A 3,249-nucleotide genomic window follows, 5' to 3' on the forward strand; every position below is an offset into this window, starting at 1 on the left:
CGCGCGGCAGGACGTCGGCGACCTCCGCCAGCATGGTCAGGTCCACGTCGGCGATCGCGGCCAGTCCCGCCAGCGCCTCGCTGCCCGCCTGCACCGCGAGGGTGGGACGGCTCCGCAGCAGCGGGTACAGATGGTCCGGCCCGACGTGCGGCCACCGGGCGGCGGCTGCGATCAGGAAGGTCAACGGTCGCTGCGGGTCGACAGTTGTCAGCACCGCGGCCAGCCGCGACCCGGACCAGGGCCGCCCCTCGGGACCGCCGGTCAGGGTGAGCGCGAGATAGTCCTCGGCGAGCCGGTCGGGCAGCAACGGCTGCAACACCCGGGACGACGGGTAGCAGACGCCGTGGTCCTGCAGGATCCGCACGGCCGGCATCTCCTGCTCGACCCCGGCCAGGAGATCCCTTCCCTCGTCGTCCGGCAGCGCCCCGGTGAGAGCGGCCGTGAAGACCGTCCGGGCCATGACGCTGGGCGGGGTCGCGAAGTCGAGGCCGCGGACGGCGCCCTCGTGGAGCCGGGTCCACTGCAGATGCTCGCGGTCGAGCACGTACTGGGTGTGCCTGGCCGGATCGGTCTCCGGTCGCGCGTCGTTGGCCCGCGCGTCCACCTCGACCAGGGCGGCCAGGTGCACGGCCAGGGTCAGCCCGAAGCGTTCACCGTCGAGATTCACGCTGGGGCCCGGTGGGGGAGAGACGTCATGCACGCGGGCGAAGGCGTTGCGGGCGGCGGCGTACATCGCCGGCCGGTCGGAGGCCGGGAGCGCTGCGAGCTCCATGCAGGAGGTGGCGGCCGCGACTGCCGGTCGCCCCAGCTCGCTCCGCAGGGCCCGCCAGTTGGTCGCGCCGCGCCCGGCCAGCAGGATCCGGGTACGCACCCCCGGACGGTGCAGCAGCGCGTTGCGGGAGAGCCAGAGCAGCGAGGTCAGCGGCCAGCGGTCGGCGTAATCGACCAGCACGAGAACGCCCTCGGACTTGTCCGTACGCAGGTCCTGGCTGCCCGGCGACGGCATGATCGCCCCGACGCCCTGGCCGGCGACGACCACCTTCCAGCCCGTGGCCCGGGCCTGCTCGGCGACGTCCTCGAGCAGCCTGGTCTTGCCCTGGCCGCCCGGGCCGGAGAGCCAGCGCACCGCCAGCCGGCCGGGCGACCCGAGCCACTCCCGCAGGCCGGCCCGCTCGGCTTCGCGCCCGGTGAACGGGACCAGGCCGGAGCGGGCGTCCAGCATGCGGCTGGGCAGCTCGCGCAGCCATCCCGGGTCCGGCGGCGGCGTCGGCCGGAACTCCTCCAGCAGGTAGAGCGGGGACCCGTCGCCGAAGACGTGCAGATCCGCGCCGACCACGCCGTACGCGAAGCCGGCCGAGGCGACGACCGTCTGTTGGGGTGCACTCACCATGGGCCCTCCGGGTCCGGCCACCCGTGACAGTCCCCTATGGGTCTACCGAATCTCTTCCGGCGCCCGCCGGGCAGGATCGTGCCACGGGACACCGGGGACGGGCACGGGATCGATAGGCTGCAGTGACCGCCTGTTGATGTCCGGGCCGGTGACCGGGGAGGTGTTGGGCGATTCTCGACGTGGTTGAGCTGGTCGTCGTGGTGTCCGGTGGGGCCCGGGCCGCCGTCTCGTTCTCCGCCCGCGAGGCCGGACCCACCGCGGTGATCGCCGACGCGCCGGCCGCCACGGCGCTGGCCCGGACGGTGGCCGGCCTGGCCCAGCCGCTCTCCGGGCGGGTCCTGGTCGGCGACCGCGACGTCACCGAGCTGCCGCCCGGCCGCCGGCAGATCGGGTACGTGCCCCGCGGCGGAGCCCTCCTGCCGCATCTCACCGTCCGGCAGAACATCGAGTATCTGGTCTGGCGGCAGGAGTCGGTCCGCGAGATCGTCCGCGGCTGGGCGTCCACGTTGATCTACCAGCTCGAGCTCGGGCCGGTGCTGGAGCAGCGGCCGCACGAGATCACCGCGCAGCAGCGGATGCGCGGCGCCCTGGCCCGGGCGGTGGTCTCGATGCCCGAGGCGCTGGTCCTCGAACGCCCCGATCCCGCCGTCTGCGGCCCGCTGGACGACCTGCTGGCCCGGATCGAGTCGCCGGTCTCCGCCGCCCCGGCCACGGTGGTCTTCGGTGATCGGCAGGCAGCACCCGAGGGCGCCCTGACCGTGGCGGTGACGCCGTGACGAGCCGGCGCACCGTCCTGGGTGGAGCACTCGGCGCCGTCGTCGCCGGGGCCGGCGGCTGCGGCCGGTCCCCGCGGCCGGTGCAGGTCGCCGTGGTCTGGAGCGGCGGGGAACTGGTCCGGTTCCGCGAGGTCGTCCGGCAGTATCCGCAGCCGGTCGACGTGATCAGCACCCGCAACGACATCGACGCCTTCCTCAGCGCCCGCTACCGGGCCGGCAACCAGCCCGACGTGGCGATCGTGCCGCAGATCAGCCTGATCGCCGACTACGCCCGCCGGGGCTGGCTGCAACCGGTGCCGCAGCAGGTGACGCAGCGCTTCGCCGACCAGTGGCGGGCCATGGTCACCGTGGACGGCCGGCAGTACGGCGCCTGGGTGAAGGCCGCGCACAAGTCGCTGGTCTGGTACCACCCCGACCGCCTGCCCGCACCGCCCGCCACCTGGGCCGAGTTCGTGTCGCTGGTCCGCGGTCTGGCCGCCGCCGGCCGGCCCGCACAGCTGGCCGTCGGTGCGGCGGACGGCTGGGTCCTCACCGACTGGCTGGAGAATCTGCTCATCGGCTTCGCCGCGGACGGCGAATACCAGGGCCTCGTCGACGGCACCGTGCCGTGGGACGGCCCGCTGGTGCGCACCGCGCTCACCCAGCTCGCCACCGTCTGGTCGGTCCCCGGCGCGTTCCCGGACGGGATCGGCCGCGCCCTGATCACCCAGAACGAGGAATCGGTCATCCAGGTGGCCGAGGGCCGCGCCGCGATGATGGTCGAGGGGGACTTCGTCGCCGCCGTCGCGGACAGGTTCCGCCCGGCCGGGGCGCCGGCCCTGTCAGCCGCCCGGTTCCCGGCCGGGCCCCGGGCGTTACCGCTGCTGGTGGCCGGGGACGCCGCGATGGTGTTCGCCGGATCGAGCGCCGGTGGTGAGCTGGTGGAGTGGCTGACCCGGCGGGATTCGTTCCGGCCGTGGATCACCGCCGGCGGCTACCTGTCGCCGAACACCCTGATCCTGCCGGACGCGTACGGGCCGGCAGCGGCCCGCGCGGCCGAGCTGCGCGATCCCGCCGGTGCGCTCCAGTTCGACCTGTCCGATC

At 74.5% G+C, this 3,249-nt stretch carries 2 protein-coding genes and 1 pseudogene; 2 read left to right on the forward strand and 1 reads right to left on the reverse strand.

What is annotated here, in order from left to right:
- Window positions 1-1,390, reverse strand: a pseudogene (locus tag AB0C29_RS40245) (hypothetical protein); the annotation flags it as partial.
- Between the two features lie 179 nt (window positions 1,391-1,569).
- Here AB0C29_RS40245 and AB0C29_RS40250 point away from each other — a divergent pair.
- Together AB0C29_RS40250 and AB0C29_RS40255 are read left to right on the forward strand one after the other, a co-directional pair.
- Complete coding sequence (locus AB0C29_RS40250) at window positions 1,570-2,166, forward strand: ATP-binding cassette domain-containing protein (RefSeq protein ID WP_360832150.1); 597 nt, start codon at window positions 1,570-1,572, stop codon at window positions 2,164-2,166.
- Window positions 2,163-3,249, forward strand: a 1,087-nt coding sequence (locus tag AB0C29_RS40255) for an ABC transporter substrate-binding protein (protein WP_360832152.1), incomplete at its 3' end; no start/stop codon positions are given. The genes AB0C29_RS40250 and AB0C29_RS40255, both read left to right, overlap by 4 nt.

This window comes from Actinoplanes sp. NPDC048791 (assembly GCF_040650095.1).
Taxonomy (GTDB): Bacteria; Actinomycetota; Actinomycetes; order Mycobacteriales; family Micromonosporaceae; genus Actinoplanes.